Origin of the sequence: Prosthecobacter sp., assembly GCF_014879935.1 — a bacterium.
Lineage (GTDB): Bacteria > Verrucomicrobiota > Verrucomicrobiia > Verrucomicrobiales > Verrucomicrobiaceae > Prosthecobacter.
In genome coordinates, this window is sequence record NZ_JACSRD010000139.1 from 1 (window position 1) to 18,814 (window position 18,814).

Sequence of the window (18,814 nt, forward strand, 5' to 3'; positions counted from 1 at the left end):
TTTCCAAAGACGAAAAGCATCCTTATATCCGCGCATGTTGCCGACCAGTCTGGAAGAACTCGAAGAACGATCTCAGCCGTCCCACGCCTGCGGTGGTCGAAATGATGCGTTCACTGCCCGGTGACATCATCGTTCTGAGCGCTGCGGGGAAGATGGGGCCGTCGCTCACGCGCATTGCGAAACGAGCCAGTGTCATGGTGGCAGTCAAAAGTTCATCGAACTGCACAATGTGGGGTGGACTGTTTGGAGTTCGACGGTGATGGGAGTTCTCAGCCCGATCATTGGATCCGTCCTCATGATCATCCCTTATCTCTGGGCACCGTTTATCGTGCTCTGGAGTTATGCCGCCGTCATTTTTCCCACTGGCATTATGTGCGGTTTCCTTGTCTCAGGTGCCACGTTGCCGTTTCGTCCACGACGGGTGTTGCGAGGCAATGCGTGAGCCGCAAAGGGCTGCGCGAATGGCTAAACTTGTGTTGTGCGAACCCAGGGCTGCATGACGGGAACTCGTTGGACTTCGGCCCTGCGATGCAGACGACCTGCCCTGATGTATCTCCGACTCCGTGAAATGTTTTCAACCCGAAGGCCTCCGGGGCGGGAATGCCCCGATTACGCCAGCTTTAGAATCCGGGTTCAACGGCCTGCCCCCACACCCTCACGACCCGTTTGTCACAACGGCCAGTCGATCTCCGTCTCTCCGTGCATGATTTCGCCGAGCACGGGCACGTCGAGGAAATGCTCCAGGGCCATGCGGTTGGAGATGCTGGCGGCGTCGCGCTCGTCGTTCACGTAGTTGAGCAAAACACCGGCGCAGGTGAGGCCGCGGGCCTGGATGTTGCGCACGGTGAGGATCGTGTGATTGAGGCAGCCGAGCTTGTTGTTCACGACGACGATCACCGGGAGGGCGAGACGCTGCGCGAAGTCCGCCATGGTGGAAAACTCGTTCAGCGGCACTTCCCAGCCGCCTGCGCCTTCCACCAACACGTGATCGTGTTTTTCGGTGAGTTCGTGGAACCTGGCGATGACGTCGTTCAGCTCGAAACGGCGGTTTTCCATCAACGAAGCGGCATACGGCGCGGCGGGAACCTTAAACCACACCGGATTCACGTCTTCGACGGTCAATCCGTCGTTGCTAGCGTTCGCGAGATGAATGGCATCATCACGCTGACCACAGACGAAGGGCTTGAAGCCAGCGACACGCTTGCCTTCGCGTTTCAACGCCTCCAGCAACAGACAGGTGACATAGGTCTTGCCTGCGTCGGTGTCGGTGCCGGTGATGAAGTAATGCATGACTGTTCTCCGTTCGCGGTTCTCCGTTCGCGGTTGATCGCCTCCAACTGAGAACGGCGAACCGAGAACAGCGAACTGGTGTTACCCAATCTGCGCCAGCACCGCTGACGCGATCTTGTCGGCCTGCGCTTCGAGGTATTCGACATCGCGGCCTTCAACGAGGAGGCGGATGAGGGATTCGGTGCCGGAATAGCGCAGGAGGACGCGGCCGTAGTCGCCGAGCTTCTTCTCGGTCTCCTTGATGATTTTCTGCGCCTCGACGAGCTGATCGACGGGCGGCTTGGTGCGCACGCGGAGGTTGCGGGCGCATTGGGGGAACTTTTTCAGGCACTTTCGGAGCTGGCTGAGCGGCTCGCCGGTCTCCTTCATGATGCGCAGCACCTGCAGGCCGGCGATGAGTCCGTCGCCGGTGGTGGCCCAGTCGCCGAAGATGATGTGGCCGCTCTGCTCGCCCCCGAAATTGAGGCCGCGTGAGCGCATTTCCTCCAGCACGTAGCGATCACCGACGCCGGTGCGGATGACGCGGCCGCCCATGCGGGAGACGAGATCATCAAGGCCGTAGTTGCTCATGATCGTCACCGCGAGCGTGTTCTGCTTCAGCGTGCCTTTGCGCAGCATCGATTCGGCGGCGATGGCCATCAGTTCGTCGCCGTCGAGGGCGATCGCTTCTTCATCGCAAAGGGCGATGCGGTCGGCGTCGCCATCGTGGGCGATGCCAGCCTGTGCCTGCGAGGAACGGACGATGCGCTCGATCTCCTCGGAGTGCGTGCAGCCGCATTCCTCATTGATGTTGAAGCCATCCGGCTCGGAATGAAAGACCTGCACGTCCGCGCCGAGGTGCTCCAGGGCCAGGGCGCTGGTGTAGGCGGCGGCACCGTGCGCGTTGTCCAGCGCGACACGCATTCCATCCAGGCGGATGCCTTCCATCGAGGCGACAGCGTGGGCGACGTAGCGTTCCACGCCATCCGCGAGCTTCGTGATGCGGCCGATGCCACGACCTTCGGGCCGCGGCGTGTCGTCGGTGCCGAGCACGAGCTTCTCGATGGCGATCTCGGTCTTGTCGTTGAGCTTGTGGCCGTCGCCGTGGACGAATTTGACGCCGTTGTCCTTGAACGGGTTGTGGGAGGCCGAAACGATCACGCCCATCTGCGCTCCGAGCTGCGCGCTGAGCATGGCGATGGCCGGTGTGGGAAGTTGTCCGGCCAGAATGACATCCACACCGGCCGAATTCAGTCCGGCGGCCAGGGCGCACTCCAGCATCTCGCCCGAGGCGCGTGTGTCGCGGCCGAGGACGGCTTTGGGACGGTCACCACCTTCCGTTTTGCCGCCGAGAACGACGGCTGCCGCCTGCGCTAGGCGCATGACGAACTCAGGGGTCATGGGATGACGGTTGGCCACGGCACGGACGCCGTCGGTGCCGAAGAACTGGCGCTTTTCAGACATAGGCCGCCGGTTCTAACGCAGAACGTCCGAAGTGTCAAAGCCCGGTGGATTTGCCGATTCCGGCCGCGTTTTCCGGGGTGACTTCGGGGTCGGTGACAGGCGGCGGAACGACCGGGTTCAGCTGCGGAGCGACCTGCGGATTCGGCTGCAGCGTCGGCGCGAGTTGCGATGGCGCGGGAATGGCGGGGGTGACCTTGACCTGCTGCGGCGGCAGGTAGGCTGGCGTGTGGCGCACATCCTGGGCCTTGATCATGTACCAGAACAGGAACGCCAGCACGACGGAGATGATCTTCTCCCGCCAGTTGCGGGTGATGATTTCTTTAAGCCGGTGTCCCCAGTTCATGACCGCCCTCCGCTTCGGTGTGGGCGCCAGCGCCAGCGCCTTCGTTCAAGATTTCATTGATCCGCCGGCGCAGCTCGTCCGGCTCCAGATCGTGCTCCAGCCGGCCCTGATAGCACAGCGACAGGGCGCCGCTCTCCTCGGAGACGACCAGCGCGATCGCGTCTGTTTCCTCGGTGACGCCCATGCCCGCCCGATGCCGCAGGCCGATGGCGCGGTCCTGCACGTCCCGCTGGCTCACCGGAAAGACGCAGCCCGCTGCGGCGATGCGACCCTGATCGATGATGACGCCGCCATCATGCAGCGTGGTCTTGGGATGGAAGATGGTGGTGATCAGCTCGCTGGAGATGACCGCATCCAGCTCCACACCGGATTCCGCCAGTGGTTTGAGATCAATGCCGCGCTTCAGCGCGAACAAAGCGCCGCAGCGGCGTGCGGAGAGCTGCTGCATGGCCTCGAACAGCAGATCGAGCGCCTCCGGGTCCGGCCGGTTGAAGGAAAAGATGCGGCTGCTGCCCAGCTCGGCCAGCACACGGCGCAATTCCGGCTGGAAAATGACCACCAGCGCGATGGCCAGGAAGACGGAGAAGCGCTGCAGCAGGCTGCTGATGACGGAAAGCTCCAGCAAAAGAGAGATGAGCGCGAGGCTCAGCAGCAGGACCAGCAGCCCGGTCAGGATGCGCGCGCCACGTGTGGCACGGAAGAACAGATAACCGTGATACGCCAACGCGGCGAGGATGATGATCTCCACGCCGTCGCGCCAATGCTCTGTCAGAAAGTTCCACATGCCTTCGCCACGTGCTGCTGCGTGTGAACTGTGGCACGGGCGGTTTTGTTTCTCAAAAGAAGAATCATTTGGGCGCGGGATTCGAGGCGTCTAGGGTGGCTTCCATGGCACCGGTCGCGAGCAAGAAGACGCACACGTCCACACAGAGCGATCTGTTTGGCGTCGCGTTGGACGTGGCCACGCCGCAACCGGCCGCGAAGCGCATCGCACGCGTGCAGCTCGAAGGTTCAGCGGCGATGGAGCTCGATTACGCCATCCCGGACGAGCTGGCGGACAAGGTGGTGGTGGGATCACGCGTGACGGTGCCGCTGCAGAACCGCCGCACGAACGCGGTCGTGCTGGAACTGCCACGCGAGTCCGCGCACAGCGGCCGGCTGAAGGAAATCGCCTCGCTGATCGGTGCGCGGCCGATGTTCACGCCGGGATTGATCAAACTGGCCCGCTGGATCGGCGAGTACTACCTCGTGGCGCCGCATCAAGTGCTGCGCACGATGCTGCCGCAGGCGGTGCGGGAAAAACCGGGCAGTTTCGTGACGGACAGCCATCTCAGCCTGGTGAAGGACCCGACGGCGGAGGCTTTTGAGAAGCTGCAGCACAAAGCACCGATGCAGGCGCGTGTGATCGAGGTGCTGCGCAGTTTCAAAGGCCAGGCGACGCTGAGCCAGATCCGCCAGGACGTGCCCCGTGCGGCCACGGTGCTGAAGGCGCTGCTCAAGGCCGGCTGGATCACCCGCAGCGAGGTACGCGTGGAGCGCGATCCGTTTCAGGACGAGGAATTCCTGCCCAGCCAGCCGCTGACGCTCACGGAGGAGCAAAAAGCCGCCCACACGCGGATCGTGGCCGCCGTCGAGTCCGGTGAAAAAACGAAGCCGATTCTGCTCCATGGCATCACCGGCAGCGGCAAGACGGAGGTTTATTTGCAAAGCATCGCCCGCGTGCTGGAACTGGGCGGCACGGCGCTGGTGCTGGTACCGGAGATCAGCCTGACACCGCAGACGATCGAGCGCTTCAAGGCGCGGTTCTCAGGGCGCCACGAACGGATCGCCGTTTTGCACAGCCATCTGAGCGATGGAGAGCGCCACGACGAGTGGTTCAAGATCCACGAAGGCCGTGCGGACATCGTGATCGGCGCCCGCAGCGCCATTTTCGCGCCGCTGGAGCGGCTGGGCATCATCATCGTCGATGAGGAGCATGAACCGTCGTTCAAGCAGGACGAGACGCCGCGTTACCATGCGCGTGATCTCGCCGTGGTGCGTGGCGCCATCGAATCGTGCGTCATTCTGCTCGGCAGCGCCACGCCGAGCCTGGAATCGTTCGAGAACGCGTCCACGGGCAAGTATGAGCTGATCAAACTGACGCAGCGGACGGATGGCAAGACGCTGCCGCTGATCCGCATCGTGGACATGCGCATGGAACGGCGCAAAGGCACCGGCGTGAGCGTGGTGAACGCCGGCATCCTCTCCGAAAAGCTGCGGGCGGCGGTGACTTCGCGGCTGGAGAAGAAGGAGCAGACGATCCTGTTTTTGAACCGGCGCGGCTTCAACACCTCGCTGAGCTGCCTTTCGTGCGGAGAGACCGTGCAGTGCCAGGATTGCAGCATCCCGATGACGCTGCACAAGCACGAAAACCGTCTCGTCTGCCATGTGTGCGGCTCACGCCGGCTGCCGCCGTCGAAATGTCCCTCCTGCCACGAACCCGGCCTCAAATTCGCCGGTTTCGGCACAGAACGCGTCGAGGCGGTGGTGCGGGAGGTGTTTCCGCAGGCCAGAATCGCCCGCGTGGACACGGACACGATCCAGCGGAAGAACCAGCTTCGTGATTTGCTGCGGGATTTCCGGGCGCAGAAGCTCGACATCCTCATCGGCACCCAAATGATCGCCAAGGGGCTGGATTTCCCGAATGTGACGCTGGTGGGCGTGTTGAATGCTGATTTGGCGCTCAACCTGCCGGATTTCCGTGCTGCCGAACGCACGCTGCAACTGCTGGTGCAGGTGGCCGGACGGGCCGGACGTGGGGAGATCAAAGGAGAGGTGGTGGTGCAGACCTACGCGCCGCACAGCCCGGCGGTGCAGTTTTCACGTCACAACGACTTTGAGGGCTTCGCACAGCAGGAACTGGAGCAGCGGCGGGCTTTTCATTATCCGCCGTTCTCCCATGTCGTGATCCTTGCCAGCCGGGGCAAACACCAGGCGCGGGCTGAATTTGCCCTGCAAACGCTGCATCGCAGACTGGTGGTCGATTTGCCGGAGGAGGTGATCATGGGCGAGCCGGCGCCATGCGCGCTGGCGAAGTCCCACGGGCAGTTCCGGTATCAACTTCTCCTGCGCACGCCGAAAATCCGGCCGCTGTGCCGCCACATTCAGACGGTGATGCAGGCGACGACGCTGCCGGAGGACGTGATCGTGACCTGGGATGTGGATCCTGTTTCGCTTTTGTGAATTCCGCCGTGAAGTTGCGAAGAATCGAAGGGGACGTTGACATCATGCGTCCTGATTCAATATTCCGGTTTCCATGACGACCGAGTCACGCTCCTCCCGCCTTCGCTTCGGATGCCTTGCCATCCTGGCGCTTCTGCTTTCCGCGTGTTCGAGCGCCGTCGATGGCCCCGGAGGCCGGATCGGGAAGGTGAAATACTACCACCTGATGCCGAACTACGTTCCGCAAACCATCGACCCGACCGTGGTCTTCGAGCGCCAGCATTTTCTGCATGGTGCGGTGACGAAGCAGGAGATCATCGACCGTTTCGGCCATTACTACACGATATTCTGGAAGGCGGACGACCGCAGCGGGCCGGTGACGGTGAAGTTTGAGTACCAGCAGGAGCGTTCCGGCCTCTCGAAGCGAGTGCAGGAGCAGATCGTCGATGCCATCGGACGCAGCAATGTTTCGAAATTCCAGGTGACCGGCCCAGAGTATCAAAAGAGCGGCCGGGTGATCGCGTGGCGCGTCAGCGTGCTGCGTGGCAAGGAGGAGCTGGTCAGCCAGCAGTCCGCGCTCTGGAATTAACCCATCCCCTGCATGACCCCTCCCACTCATATTCTTGTCGGCATCATCGGACGCGTGTTCTGGATGAGGGTGGACGGACGGGGCACCTTTCAAAACAGCCTGCAGGCCAAAAAGGCGCTGCAGAAGGTCATCTCCCAGGGCATGACGCAGCTCGTGGTGGATCTGGAGCGCTGTCCGATGATGGATTCCACCTTCCTGGGCATGCTGACCGGCACCGCACTGACTTTGCGTGAAGCGAGCGCCGGCGGCTCTCTGAGCGTGCTGAACGCCAACCAGCGCAATCTCCAGCTTCTGACCAGCCTGGGGCTGGATCACATCCTGGAGCTGGATCGCGACGGCAAGATGTGGGCGAGCGAACGCCGTGAGGCCTGCCATGCGCTGCAAAACTGCGGCGAATCCAGCGCGGAATGCCGCGAGACGCAGACCCAGCACGTCCTTTCGGCGCATCAGGCCCTGGCAGGCCTGAGCCCCGCCAATGAATGTCGTTTCCACGACGTGATCGAGTTTTTGGAAAAAGAGCTGGAGGCTGGCACGGCTGCTGTTCCCGGCTGAGGCGCTGCCCGGGTGGGCCGGGGACGCCGTTTGACACCATGACCACTGCTCTTCTCGTCCTCATTGTGCTGCTGCTGTCGGCGGGACTCGTGATGCTGGGCAGGTTCGCACATCGGCAGAAGCGTGCCATCGCCACGCTGCGTGCCGAGGAGGAGGCGATCGTGGCCGAAGAGAGGCGGATGTTTCACTACCTGCATGACCTGGGGGAGGCGATCTGGCGGGATGACCAGCAGGCATCCATGTACCGGCTGATCGTGGAGGGGGCGATCCGCGTGACACAGAGCTCTGGCGGTGCGCTCTATCTGATCGACGAGGCCTCCCAACAGCTCGTGCCGCGTCATTACTCGGACTTTTGCGCCCCGCTGATCACGCTTCCGGAGCGGGTGCGCCAGCAGATGAAGGAGAATCCCGCCACGCTGCTGAGCACTCTGCGCATGCACGCGATCACCCACGATCAAGGCCTGCTGGGCAGCATCTTCACCCAGCAGAAGACCGAGATGGCGGCCGACATCGGCAAAGACGCCCGGCTGGGGCAGAATCCGGTCACGTCCCAGCAAAACGTCACCGCCATGATCGGTCCGCTGAGCTTCGGCACACGCAAGCTGGGCGTTCTGGCCGTCACTTCCTCAAAAGACTCGCGCAAATACAACGCGAACGACTTCGAGGTCTTCAATTCGCTCATCGAGCAGTCCGCCTTCGCGCTGGCCAATGCGATGTCGCACCAGGAAGCGGCGAAAAACCGCATGGACCAGCAGGAACTGCAGAATGCCAGCCAGATCCAGCAGGTGCTGCTGCCAGACCGCGATCCCGAGGTGCCGGGCTTCATCATCGCCGGGCGGAACCTGCCGGCCCGCACGCTCAGTGGCGACTACTTTGACTTTTTGAAGGTGCCCGGCGGGGAGTTTGGCGCTGTGATCGCAGACGTCTCAGGCAAAGGCATCGGTGCCGCGATGATCACGGTGATGTGCCGCACGCTGATGCGCTCCAAGGCGGCCTCCTCCTCCTCCCCCAGCGCTGTGCTGGCTGCGGTGAACCGCCTGATCGCCCCGGACATCCGCGAGGACATGTTCATCACCATGTCCTATGTGGTGGTGGACAAGAACGGCTCCAAAGTCACGATGGCACGGGCCGGCCACAATGCCGCGCTGCTCTGGCGCAAGGCCACTGGCAAGGTGGAGCTGATTCACCCGCCGGGCCTCGGCGTCGGCATCGACAAGGGCGATGTGTTCGAGCGCGTGACCAAAGACGAGAGCTTCGAGATGGAGCCGGGCGACTGCCTGCTGCTCTACACGGACGGTGTGAACGAGGCCATGGACGCGAAGGGAATGGAGTTCGGGGATGAGCGGGTGCAGGAGAAGCTGGCGAAATATGCCACCCAGGGCCCGAAGGCCGTCATCGGCGGCATCATCGCCGATCTGGAGCACTTCCTGAAGGGCCGGCGCTCCCACGATGACATCACCTTGATTGCGATGCAGAAGACGGCATAGTCGCGGCCCCCAAAAACCGCGAGATTCCCCCCCTATGACCGAACCGAGTCCCGAAACCACCCCGCCGACGGACGCCGAAGCCGTTCCGTCCACCGCAGCCCCTGCCGAAGAAGCAACTGCCGCCGAAAACGCCCCGCCTGCCGATCCCATGGTGCTCCTGGCCCAGGAGGCTGAACGCTGGAAAGATCTGGCCTACCGCAGCCAGGCGGAGCTGGACAACTTCCGCAAACGCAGCGCCCGCGAGGCCCAGGAAGCCCGCGCCTACGCGAACGCCGACCTTCTCCGCTCACTGTTCCCCATCCTCGACAACTTTGACATGGGACTGGAGGCTGCACGGGCTGAATCCGAGAAGTCCATGATCTTCATGGGCATGAGCATGGTGAACCGCCAGATCCAGGACTTCCTGCGTGACAGCGGCGTGCAGGAAATCGAGGCCCTGGGAAAGACCTTCGACCCGAACCTCCACGAAGCCGTGGCCCAGGAAGCCAGCGCCACCGTGCCGGAAGGCACCGTCCTCCGTGTCACACGCAGAGGCTACAAGCTCCGGGACCGCCTGCTGCGGGCCGCCAGCGTGATCGTCTCCAGTGGAGCCGCCGCGGCGTAAACGATTCCGCATTCCGAACAAAGCATCCCCATTCTCAATGGCCGACAAACGCGATTATTATGAAGTCCTGGGCGTCCCGCGTGACGTCTCTGCCGACGACCTGAAGAAGGCCTACCGCAAGCTGGCGGTGAAATTCCACCCCGACAAAAACCCCGGCGACAAGACCGCCGAGGAGAAGTTCAAGGAGATTGGTGAAGCCTACGACGTCCTCAGCGACGACCAGAAACGTGCTGCTTACGATCGCTACGGCCACGCCGCCTTCCAGGGTGGCATGGGTGGCCCTGGCGGCGGAGGCGGTGGATTCCACGATCCGTTCGACATCTTCCGCGAGGTGTTCGGCGGCGGGGGCGGCGGCATCTTCGAGCAATTCTTTGGCGGTGGAGGTGGCGGCGGTGGCCGCCGACGTGATGGCCCCCAACGCGGCAGCGATCTGCGCTACGGCATGGAGATCACGCTTGAAGAGGCCGCGCATGGCTGCGAACGCGAGATAGAATACGAGCGCAGCGCCTCTTGCAAGACCTGCTCCGGCTCCGGCTCCGCCAGTGGCGGCGGCAAAAAGACCTGCCGCACCTGCGGTGGCGTGGGCCAGGTGATCAGCTCCCGCGGCTTTTTCCAGATCCAGCAGACCTGCCCCGACTGCAGCGGCACTGGCGAAACGATCAGCGATCCGTGCCGCGCCTGCCACGGCACCGGCCGCACCAAGGAACGCACCAAAGTTCGTGTGAAAGTGCCCGCAGGCATTGAGGACGGCTCGCGCCTGCGTTCCACCGGGAACGGCGACCTCGGCATCAAAAACGGCCCGCCCGGCGACCTCTACATCGTCATCCAGGTCAAGCAGCACGAGATCTTTGAACGTGAAGGCAACGACCTGCACTGCGACATGCCGCTCTCCTTCGCCATCGCAGCCCTGGGCGGCGAGATCACCGTCCCCACCATGGAGGCCAAGGCCACCGTCAAAGTGCCGGCCGGCACCCAGAACGGCACCACCTTCCGCCTCCGCGGCAAAGGCATGAAGATCCTCGGCGAGGACCGCCACGGCGACCTTTACGTCCACGTGCAGATCGCCGTGCCGACGAAACTCAGCGCGGAGCAACGCGCGAAGCTGGAGGACTTTGCCCAGTCCCTCGGCGAACAAACCTCTCCGATGGAGGAGAGCTTCTTCGAGAAGGCGAAGAAGTTTTTCCGCTAGTCCGCCATGACCGCCCGCGACCTGCTGACCCTGACGAAATTCCGCCTCAGTGCGCTCGTCATCGTCACCACGTTTGTGGGCTTCTGGCTGCGTGCGCCAAAGGGCTTCGACTTCTGGCTGCTGTTTCACACCATCATCGGCAGCACGCTGGCGGCTTTTGGAGCGGCTGTGTTCAACCAGCTCATGGAAATCGAGCCGGATTCACGCATGGAGCGCACGGCGGACCGTCCCCTGCCCTCCGGCCGCGTGAGTCCGTCCGCCGCCTTTGGCATCGGCTGGCTGTTGAGCGCCTGGGCGCTGATCCATCTGACGATTCGCGTCAACATGGAGGCGGCGGCGCTCACCGCAGCCACGCTGGCGACCTATCTCTTCATCTACACGCCGCTGAAGCGTCAAAGCGCCACCAACACGCTCGTCGGTGCGGTTTCCGGGGCCCTGCCGCCGCTCATCGGCTGGGCGGGCGCGGCAGGACCGCTGCCGGCAAACACCACGCCGCACTTCCGCTGGGATTTGATGCTCGAACCCGGTGCGATCTACCTCTTCCTGCTGCTGTTCCTCTGGCAGCTCCCGCATTTCCTCGCCATCAACTGGATGTACCGGGACGAATATCGCAAAGGCGGCTTCGTGATGCTCGCCAATGATGACGAGATGGGCACGCGCACCTCGCGGCATGCGCTGCTTTACGCGGTCAGCACCGTGCTGCTGATGTTTTATCCCGTTTATGCCGGTGTGGCGCATGCGTGGTGGTTTCTGCCGCCTGCCTTGCTGCTCAGCGGCTGGCTGTGCCACCTCGCGGTTCGTTTCAACCGCCAGCCGGAACGCGCCACCGCCCGCAAGCTCTTCTTTTGCACGCTGATGTATCTCCCGGCCATCCTGATCGTATCCCTCCTCGCCTGGAAACGCGCGTAACCTGCCCACGCCATGAATGAACCTCCCGCCAAAACGCCGCTGCATCCCCTCTCGATCTGGGCGCCCATCATCATCGCGATGCTCGGCATCGTCGTTTTCTACAACTACCTCGTCTATCGCTCCCGCATCGACAACGCCGACCGACCGCCCGTGATCGGCCGTCTGGAGAAAGACCTCGAACTGACTGAGCGCAGTGGAAAGAAGGTCCACCTCGCGGAACTGAAGGGAAAGGTGCTCGTCATCTCGTGGGTCTTCACCCGCTGCCCACGTGGCTGCGCCGCCGTCATCGCGAAACTGAAGAAACTGCACGAGGAATTCGCCAACGAGCCCAACCTGCACTTCCTCAGCTTCACCCTTGATGCCGACGACACGCCGGAGATGATGCAGAAGTTCGCTCGCGGCCTGGGAATCAAGGACGACGCCAACTGGTGGTTCCTGAACGGTGAAAAAGACGCCGTGCGCAAGTTCATGACCAGCCAGGTGCAGTTCCGGCCCGTGCAGGACATGCCTGAGGCTGAGCGCCTCTCGCCAGACGACAAGTACATCCACGACCTGCGCGTCGCCGTCATCGATCACCTCGGCCACGTGCGTGGACTGGAGGACATCCTGAATGGAGACCCTGAAGCCCAGGCCTTCTGGGACAAACAGATCCGCAAAGACCTGCGCTACCTGCTCGACGAACAAAAAAAGAACCCGCACAAGGCCCCCGGCACGAACTGAATCATGGACGCGACTGACCTCCCGAAGCTCTACACGATTTTTAACGGCTGCGCATTGTTTCACATCCTGCTCGGCCTGGTGCTCATCAAGGCCTCCACACGCGGCATGGCCAGCGGCGACTCCCAGAAGATCGCCATCGCCGCCGGTCTGCGCAAAGGGCACATCGCCAGCATGAGCATCGCGCTGCTGTTCTCGGCCGCGTTCCTTGGCTGCTACCTCTATTATCACTTCACCGTCGGTCATGTGAAGTTCGCGGGGGGCGGCATCACTTGGTGGATCTACATCATCATCCTCGGCACACACATCCCGCTCGCCGTGCTGAATCTGCCGATGATCATCATGACCGTGCTGCCGGCGCTCAAGAACCGCTTCGACAAGCATCGCCGGATGTCCAAGTGGACCGTCCCGATCTGGATCTATGTCTCCGTGACCGGCATCATCGTCTATCTGATGTGCTACGTCTGGTATGGCCCGCCGATCCGTGGGTGAGCGGGGTCACTCCTCAAACTTCCAGGTCTTCTGCTTCGCCGGTTTGAGATCCGTGCGGCCGTTTCGTTTTCGAAACACGTCGAACACGACATCGGAGCCGTCTGCCTTCATCTGATGCACCATGCGGAGCAGTTCGCCCAGCCGCCCCTTCGGAAATCCGGCTCTGTTGGCAAACCAGCCCAGGTATTCCGCCGGAATATCGTAAATCGGCACACCGTTCGGTGGGAAATGCTGCGGCCCGTATTTGCCGAAAGGCATGAAGGTGCGCCCGATCTCCTCCAGATCACGGCGCATGCTTTCGGCGAGGTCGTTCATGCTGGAAGGATACGCGTGGCGAAGAATGACGAAACCAGAATGGCGAATGAGGAGTGAAATCCGAATGACTCAAACTCGAAGCCTCGAACTTGGTCATTCATTCGTCATTTCAGCGCTTCATGCGCCTCTCGCAGCAGCGTTTCCGTCGTTTCCCAATCGATGCACGCATCCGTGATGGACTGACCGCGAATGAGCTGATCGAGTGGCTGCGGGAATTTCTGGCTGCCGCCGACGAGATTGCTTTCGAGCATCGCACCGATGATGGCCTTTTGGCCTGCGGCACGCTGGCGAACGATCTCGCGGAAGACATCCGGCATGCGGCGGTGGTCCTTGGCGCAGTTGCCGTGGCTGGCGTCGATCATGATGGCGGGCTTCAGCTTCGCGGCTTCGAGGCCATCGATGGTCTCCATGACGTTGTCCGCGCCGAAGTTGGGCCCGCTTTCGCCGCCGCGCAGGATGATGTGGCAGTCGGGATTGCCGCTGGTGGTGACCGCGGAGGCCACGCCGTCCTCGTTCACGCCGAGGAAGGTCTGCGGCTGCATCGCGGCTTTGATCGCATTGATGGCGGGCGCGATGTGCCCAAACGTGCCATTCTTGAATCCGAGAGGCATCGAAAGACCGGAGGCCATCTGGCGATGCGTTTGCGATTCCGTCGTGCGGGCGCCAATGGCGCTCCACGAGATCAAATCGGCGATGTACTGCGGCGTGATGGGATCGAGCAGCTCGGTGGCCGTGGGCAGGCCGAGGTCGATCACATCGCGCAGGATGCGTCGGGCAAGCCGCAGACCATCTGGAATGTTGCAGGTGCCGTCGAGGTCCGGGTCCATGATGAGGCCCTTCCAGCCGACGGTGGTTCGTGGCTTCTCAAAATAGACGCGCATGACGAGGCAAAGCCGGTCTTTGAGCTCCTGCGCGAGTGCGGCGAGCTTTCGCCCATACTCCAAACCGGCCTCCGGATCATGAATCGAGCACGGACCGAGCACGACGAGGAAGCGCGAGTCATTGCCAAACAAGATGTCGCGAATCTCGCGGCGCGAATCGGCAATGAAAGCCGTCTGCGCCTCGGTGGGAGCGATTTCCGCGACCATCGTGCGCGGCGATGGCAGCGCGATGTTGGAGGCGATGTGGAGATTGGCAGTCTGGCTCATGGGGCCGTCAACCAACGCGGTGATGCGCTACTCGTCCAGCGTTTCCCCCTCCGACTTCGCGATCACCACCGCACCTACCGTGTCCCCGAAGACATTCACCGTCGTGCGGGCCATGTCGAGCGGACGGTCGATGGTCAGGATGAGGCCGAGGGAGGCCTTGATGGCGTCCTCACTGAAACCGGCGTTTTGCATGATGATGATGATGGCCACCAAGCTGGCCGCCGGAATGCCTGCGACACCGATGCTGCTCACAAGAGCGAGCAGGACGACGGTGAACTGCTGCGTGAGGCTCATGTCGATGCCGAGCACCTGGGCGGCAAACACGACGACGACGCATTCGTAGAGAGCGGTGCCGTTCATGTTCACCGTGGCGCCCAGCGGAATGACGAAGGAGGCCACACGTTCGCTCACCTTTGCCTCCTCGCGGATGCAGCGCATGGTGACGGGGATCGTGGCCGTGGAGGATGCGGTGGAGAAGGACATGAGCAGCGAGTCGCTCATGTTGCGGAAGTGATTCAGCGGCGAAACGCCGGCGCATTTCAACCCGACGGGCAGGATCACCAGCGTGTGCAGGAGAAGGGCACCGACCACGGTGAGCACATAGGGCACCAGATTTTGCAGGACGCCGACGCCCACTTCGGCAATCGCCGGGATGACGAGGCAGAACACAGCCAGGGGCGTGAACTTCATCACCCAGGTCGTGATCAGCGTCATCACATCGGCGAGCTGGTTGAACACGTCCTGCAAGGCCCGTGGCGGACCGCCAGGGACGAGCACCATCGCGACGGCGAACAGGATGCTGAAGAGGATGATCGCCAGCAGGTCTCCCTTGGCACAGGCTTCGATCACGTTCGTCGGGATGGCACGGCGGATGATGTCCACCAGCGAACTGGCGCCACCTTGGGCGTTCTTCATGACTTCGCCCACCTCACTGGCGCTTTTGCTTTGCAAGGCCGAGTCCATCGCCGCTTTGAGCGTGGGATTCGGCTTCCCATCGCCACCGAGGCCGGGTTTCAGAGTGTTCACCATCAACAGGCCGACGCACACCGCGGTGAGGCTGCCGACCAGGTAATAGGCCCAGGTTTTCAAACCCATCCGCGCAAAGCCATCCAGCGATTTCAGCCCCGCGATGCCACTGATGATGCTGGCGACGACCAATGGCACGATGACCATCTTCAAACCGCGTAAAAACAGGTCCGAAATGAAGCGGCAGGAGTCGATCACACTCCTGATCCATTCAGGAGCGCCCCCGCTGGCCGGATGCGCGATCTTTTGCAACACCACTCCCACGCCGACACCGGCGACGAGGGCGACCACAATGGGCCAGTGCTGGTGACCGTGGGAACGTGAGTCGGGAGCAGGCTTGTCCATGGACATGGCCGCCTACTAGCCGAGATCGTGCCGGGCTGGAAGACAAAAAACAGCCGCCTGCATCGCGCAAACATGCGATGCAGGCGGCGATGGTCACTTTCCCGGGCGTCTTAAAGCACCGGGATCTGACGGGGCTTCGCGGCTTCCTTGATCGGCAGGCGGAGAATGAGCACGCCGTCCTCGAGCTTCGCGTTCATCTTGTCCTCATCGACCGGCGTGTTCAGACGCAGGCGGAGGAGATAGCTGAGCGGTGAGAGCTCGCGGTGGAGGGCCTTCATGCCTTCCGGCACGTTCACGGTGCGTTCGCCACGCACGGTGAGGATGTTGTCCTCAAGGTCGATTTTCACGCCGTTTTTAGGCACGCCGGGCATTTCGATGCGCACTTCATAGGCTTCAGCGCTGCCGCTGACATTGTAGAGCGGCTTGCGGAGCGATTCAGTGACACCGGAGGTGGCCGGGGCGGTGGAGCGGGGGGCACAGGTTGCGTTCATGATGGGATGGAATGGGATTGGGGTTGTGATGTGCTGGCTGGTGTGGAGTTTCGTCGATCAACTGAGGGCGATGGTCCGCGGCTTGCGGTTTTCCGCCTTGGGCAGGGTCACATTGAGGATGCCATCTTCGAGCTTCGCAGCGATGCCGTCGGCGCTCACGCCATCGGGCACCGAAACGGAGCGCGTGAGGCTGAAGCTGCTTTCATTGTCGCCGTTCTTTTCGCGTTTCTCCGCGGAGACGGTGAGCAGGCCGTTGTTCAGCTCGATTTTGACGTCGTCCTTCTTCACGCCGGGCACTTCAAAGCTGGCGTAGTAGTTGTCCTTGTCTTCGTGCACATCGACGGCGAGACGATCACCGGGAACGCCGGGGAAGACTTCGCTCAGGTTGTTGAAGAACTGTCCCAGTGACGGCAGGCCGGCAAAGGGGTGACGGAACCATTCATCGAAGTCGGACACACGACCGAGGCTGGAAGGAGTGGAGCGGATGAGTTTCATGGTGGATTTGGATTGGGTTTGAGGTTCGAGGTTTGGAATCAATGTCCGCCTCCTACCTCTGCATCAGCCATGCCAAGCCACCTCGATGCACCCGGAAGCCCTTGAATTTCAAGGGCTCCAGCTCTGTCCACATCACAACAGCCGCCCATCCCGGGCGGTGCTGTTTGTGTCAAAACTTACGCAAATGGGCACATTGTTGTGCCATTTTTGCCGGACGGTGTCAGACAGCCGTGCGGCTGGCCGCCTTCTTCTTCATCCGGATGTTCATCGTCTCAACGAACACCGAGAACGCCATCGCGAAATAGACGTAGTTCTTCGAGAAGTGAACGTGGAAGCCCTCCGCCACCAGCGTGGTGCCGATCAGCAACAGGAAGGACAGTGCCAGCATCTTCACGGTGGGATGGGCGCTGATGAAATCACTCACCGAACCGGCGAAGACCATCATGAAACCGACGGAGATCAGCACTGCGGCAATCATCACCGTGATGTGCTCCACCATCCCCACCGCCGTGATGACGGAGTCGAGCGAGAAGACGATGTCCAGAATGGCGATCTGCACCAGGATGGGCCCGAGGGCGGCTTTGGTGGACAATGCTTTCTCCTCCTCACCGTGGCCTTCGACTTTGTGATGGATCTCGACCGTCGCTTTGTAGAGCAGGAACAGGCCTCCGAGGATGAGCACCAGATCCTTGCCGGAAATGTCATGATGAAACACGGCGAACAGCGGATCCTTGAGCTGGATCACCCAGGAAATGCACAGCAGCAGCAGGATCCGCGTGAGCATCGCAAAACCAAGGCCCAGCACCCGTGCGCGGGGCCGCTCCGCATCGGGCAGCTTGTCCACCAGGATGGAAATGAAGACGATGTTGTCGATGCCCAGCACGATCTCCATCACCGTGAGCGTCAGCATCGCGATCCAAGCCTCGGCACTGGTGACCCAGGAGAAGTCGAGAAAGTTGACGGTGGCGAGGAGGGGATTGAGCGCGAGGTCCATGAGGGGCGGAGGCTAGCGGAAAATGGCCGCACGGCAAATGCCGGAGAAACGAACCTTCAACTCCGCGTATGGCTCGTCCCATGAACCGCCGCCAGTTCCTCCAGACCGCCTCCGCCACCACGCTCGCCACCTCGTCCTGCTCCACGCTGGGCGGTCCTCCGGATGCGTTGATCATCGACACCCATCAGCACCTCTGGGACCGCCGGGCGCTGAATCTTCCCTGGCTCCAAGGTGCTCCCGAAGTGCTGCGGCACGACTTTCTCAACGCCGATTACCAGAAAGCCTTCGCCGGACTGAATGTGAAGGCCATTTACATGGAGGTCGATGTCGCCACCAGCGATCACATCAAGGAAGCCGATGGCATCGTGGCCCAATGCCGCGCTGGGATCACGCCGACCATCGCTGCCACCATTGGCGGACGGCCTGCCTCGGCCGGTTTTGAGAGTTATGTGAAGCGCTACGCCCGCAACGGCATCGTCAAAGGCCTGCGCCAGGTGCTGCACGGTCCCTCCACGCCGCAGGGTGTCTGTCTGGGCGGCGATTTTGTGCGCGGAGTCCAGACGCTCGGCAAACACGGCCTCAATTTCGAGCTCACCATGCGCCCGACCGAACTGCAAGACGCCGCCAAACTCATCCGCCACTGCCCGGACACGCGATTCGTCCTCGACCACTGCGGCAACGGCGATCCGAAGGCCTTCAATCCGAAGCTCGGTCCCGGTTTGAAGCGAAGCTGCACCACCGACGAATGGAAACGCGGCATCGACGCGGTCGCTGCCTCACGGACCGACGTCATGTGCAAGATCAGCGGCATCGTCGCCTTCGTTCCACCTGAAAAATGGCACGCCGAAGACCTCGCGCCCGTCGTGAACCACTGCCTTGACACCTTCGGCCCTGACCGCGTCTTCTTCGGCGGCGACTGGCCTGTCTGCCTCCTCGGCAGCCCCGCTCTCGACTGGGTGAGCGCCTTGAAGCAAATCATCTCCTCCCGCCCCGCCAGCGAGCAGCGCAAACTGTGGAGCGGGAATGCGATCAGGTTTTATGGGCTGAATGTGTAAATTTACCAACCCGAGGGCCTTACGGCGGCATCTTCCACCATCCAAATCCTCCGCTGTTGCATCAGCCTAAAGGAGCCTTGGTTTCACTGATCGGTTTACACAAAAAACTTCTATGACGACGACGTGATA

Annotated in this window: 20 protein-coding genes; 10 read left to right on the top strand and 10 right to left on the bottom strand. The window is 62.0% G+C overall.

Annotation, left to right across the window (positions count from 1 at the left end):
* Nucleotides 1-669: 669 nt before the first annotated feature.
* From bioD to cdaA, 4 genes are all read right to left on the bottom strand, one after another.
* Entirely contained in the window at nt 670-1,290 is a 621-nt protein-coding gene (bioD, locus tag IAE77_RS12615; RefSeq protein ID WP_294226983.1) for a dethiobiotin synthase, read from the bottom strand.
* Between the two features lie 81 nt (nt 1,291-1,371).
* A complete protein-coding gene (gene glmM, locus IAE77_RS12620) occupies nt 1,372-2,733 on the bottom strand; it encodes a phosphoglucosamine mutase (RefSeq protein ID WP_294226985.1) in 1,362 nt (453 codons plus the stop codon).
* Between the two features lie 34 nt (nt 2,734-2,767).
* The gene (locus IAE77_RS12625) at nt 2,768-3,076 is read right to left on the bottom strand and encodes a hypothetical protein (protein WP_294226987.1); all 309 of its coding nucleotides are present in this window, start codon (nt 3,074-3,076) and stop codon (nt 2,768-2,770) included.
* Nucleotides 3,054-3,860, bottom strand: coding sequence for a diadenylate cyclase CdaA (cdaA, locus tag IAE77_RS12630; RefSeq protein ID WP_294226989.1), 807 nt, complete (start codon nt 3,858-3,860; stop codon nt 3,054-3,056). Before cdaA ends, IAE77_RS12625 begins: the two co-directional genes overlap by 23 nt.
* Nucleotides 3,861-3,964: 104 nt before the next feature.
* Between cdaA and priA the strand changes: the two genes are divergently transcribed.
* The 9 genes from priA (at nt 3,965) to IAE77_RS12675 (ending at nt 12,816) form a co-directional block, all read left to right on the top strand.
* The gene (priA, locus tag IAE77_RS12635; RefSeq protein ID WP_294226991.1) at nt 3,965-6,298 is read left to right on the top strand and encodes a primosomal protein N'; all 2,334 of its coding nucleotides are present in this window, start codon (nt 3,965-3,967) and stop codon (nt 6,296-6,298) included.
* Between the two features lie 73 nt (nt 6,299-6,371).
* The gene (locus tag IAE77_RS12640) at nt 6,372-6,866 is read left to right on the top strand and encodes a hypothetical protein (protein WP_294226993.1); all 495 of its coding nucleotides are present in this window, start codon (nt 6,372-6,374) and stop codon (nt 6,864-6,866) included.
* Nucleotides 6,867-6,878: 12 nt separating this feature from the next.
* Complete coding sequence (locus IAE77_RS12645) at nt 6,879-7,418, top strand: STAS domain-containing protein (RefSeq protein WP_294226996.1); 540 nt, start codon at nt 6,879-6,881, stop codon at nt 7,416-7,418.
* A gap of 38 nt (nt 7,419-7,456) precedes the next feature.
* Nucleotides 7,457-8,905 carry a GAF domain-containing SpoIIE family protein phosphatase gene (locus tag IAE77_RS12650; RefSeq protein ID WP_294226999.1) on the top strand — a complete coding sequence of 483 codons (1,449 nt, stop codon included), beginning with the start codon at nt 7,457-7,459 and terminating at the stop codon, nt 8,903-8,905.
* 34 nt (nt 8,906-8,939) lie between these two features.
* A complete protein-coding gene (locus IAE77_RS12655; protein WP_294227000.1) occupies nt 8,940-9,509 on the top strand; it encodes a nucleotide exchange factor GrpE in 570 nt (189 codons plus the stop codon).
* A 37-nt stretch (nt 9,510-9,546) separates the two neighbouring features.
* On the top strand, nt 9,547-10,698 hold the full coding sequence (gene dnaJ / locus IAE77_RS12660; protein ID WP_294227001.1) for a molecular chaperone DnaJ: 1,152 nt from the start codon (nt 9,547-9,549) through the stop codon (nt 10,696-10,698).
* Between the two features lie 6 nt (nt 10,699-10,704).
* Nucleotides 10,705-11,607 carry a heme o synthase gene (gene cyoE, locus IAE77_RS12665; protein ID WP_294227004.1) on the top strand — a complete coding sequence of 301 codons (903 nt, stop codon included), beginning with the start codon at nt 10,705-10,707 and terminating at the stop codon, nt 11,605-11,607.
* 12 nt (nt 11,608-11,619) lie between these two features.
* Nucleotides 11,620-12,327: an SCO family protein gene (locus tag IAE77_RS12670; RefSeq protein ID WP_294227005.1), complete on the top strand. Its 708-nt coding sequence runs from the start codon at nt 11,620-11,622 to the stop codon at nt 12,325-12,327.
* Nucleotides 12,328-12,330: 3 nt separating this feature from the next.
* Complete coding sequence (locus IAE77_RS12675) at nt 12,331-12,816, top strand: DUF420 domain-containing protein (protein ID WP_294227007.1); 486 nt, start codon at nt 12,331-12,333, stop codon at nt 12,814-12,816.
* A gap of 6 nt (nt 12,817-12,822) precedes the next feature.
* On the opposite strand, the gene IAE77_RS12680 is transcribed toward IAE77_RS12675, so the two are convergent.
* From IAE77_RS12680 to IAE77_RS12705, 6 genes are all read right to left on the bottom strand, one after another.
* Nucleotides 12,823-13,131, bottom strand: coding sequence for a DUF3820 family protein (locus IAE77_RS12680; RefSeq protein ID WP_294227009.1), 309 nt, complete (start codon nt 13,129-13,131; stop codon nt 12,823-12,825).
* A 104-nt stretch (nt 13,132-13,235) separates the two neighbouring features.
* Complete coding sequence (locus IAE77_RS12685) at nt 13,236-14,279, bottom strand: 3-deoxy-7-phosphoheptulonate synthase (protein ID WP_294227011.1); 1,044 nt, start codon at nt 14,277-14,279, stop codon at nt 13,236-13,238.
* A 27-nt stretch (nt 14,280-14,306) separates the two neighbouring features.
* Nucleotides 14,307-15,656, bottom strand: a complete 1,350-nt coding sequence (locus IAE77_RS12690) for a dicarboxylate/amino acid:cation symporter (RefSeq protein ID WP_294227013.1) — start codon at nt 15,654-15,656, stop codon at nt 14,307-14,309.
* A gap of 104 nt (nt 15,657-15,760) precedes the next feature.
* Complete coding sequence (locus tag IAE77_RS12695) at nt 15,761-16,141, bottom strand: Hsp20/alpha crystallin family protein (RefSeq protein ID WP_294227015.1); 381 nt, start codon at nt 16,139-16,141, stop codon at nt 15,761-15,763.
* 57 nt (nt 16,142-16,198) lie between these two features.
* Nucleotides 16,199-16,636 carry an Hsp20/alpha crystallin family protein gene (locus tag IAE77_RS12700; RefSeq protein WP_294227016.1) on the bottom strand — a complete coding sequence of 146 codons (438 nt, stop codon included), beginning with the start codon at nt 16,634-16,636 and terminating at the stop codon, nt 16,199-16,201.
* A gap of 220 nt (nt 16,637-16,856) precedes the next feature.
* The gene (locus tag IAE77_RS12705; RefSeq protein WP_294227018.1) at nt 16,857-17,630 is read right to left on the bottom strand and encodes a TerC family protein; all 774 of its coding nucleotides are present in this window, start codon (nt 17,628-17,630) and stop codon (nt 16,857-16,859) included.
* Nucleotides 17,631-17,710: 80 nt separating this feature from the next.
* Here IAE77_RS12705 and IAE77_RS12710 point away from each other — a divergent pair, with 80 nt between their 5' ends.
* Complete coding sequence (locus IAE77_RS12710; RefSeq protein WP_294227020.1) at nt 17,711-18,685, top strand: amidohydrolase family protein; 975 nt, start codon at nt 17,711-17,713, stop codon at nt 18,683-18,685.
* Nucleotides 18,686-18,814 lie beyond the last annotated feature (129 nt).